The sequence below is a fragment of the Pseudoxanthomonas kaohsiungensis genome (assembly GCF_010211765.1).
Classification (GTDB): Bacteria; Pseudomonadota; Gammaproteobacteria; order Xanthomonadales; family Xanthomonadaceae; genus Pseudoxanthomonas; species Pseudoxanthomonas kaohsiungensis.
On the sequence record NZ_PDWO01000046.1, the window covers coordinates 1 to 685 of the forward strand.

General features: G+C 55.5%; 1 protein-coding gene. It reads left to right on the forward strand.

Features of this window, described 5'->3' with window-relative positions; translation table 11 throughout:
• On the forward strand, positions 1 to 573 hold a 573-nt coding region (locus tag CSC66_RS17210), incomplete at its 5' end, for a phage tail length tape measure family protein (protein ID WP_202935693.1).
• Between the last annotated feature and the right edge of the window lie 112 nt (positions 574 to 685).

The following is a 685-nucleotide window of genomic DNA, read 5'->3' on the forward strand; positions in this document are numbered from 1 at the left end:
ATGCAGGCGAAGCTGGCCGCATTCAAGAAGTCCGGTGCAATCTCGGGCGATGACTATGTACTGTTCTCGGGCAAGATTGCCGGCATGCGGCAGGAGTTGGACAAGGCTGGCGAAGCAACGCACAAGTTGACGCTCAACAGCGCGATGGCGCGACGTGAAATGGGGCGCATGGGTACGGACATCTTGATGGGAAACTATGGCCGCCTCTCGCAGACCTCGCTGACCCTGGCGAACTACACCGGCGTCATGGGGAAGGTCTTCAGCGCGACAGGACTAAGCATTCTCGGCGTGGCCGCCATCGTCGGTGGGTTCACGGCATCGCTGTACAAGGCCGCGCAGGCGAGCGCAGAGCTTGAAAAGGCCATCATCCTGAGCGGCAACGCGTCGGGCATGACGGCTGAGCAAATGAAGCTCATGGCGTCCAGCTACGCCACGTATTACACCAGCGCCAGCAAGGTGATGGACCTGCAGAAGGGATTGCTTGCCACCGGAACCGCCACCACGCAGAACTTCCGCGCCGCGACGCAGGCCGCGATCGCGTTTGGCAAAAAAAAAAAAAACCTAACAGATTAATATACGTATAATCTGTATCACACCTGAGACGTAGATGATGTGACAATCATACGAGATAACACAAGACTACTGCATCATGACTCACAAAAAATAACGATGACTATCGTATCTA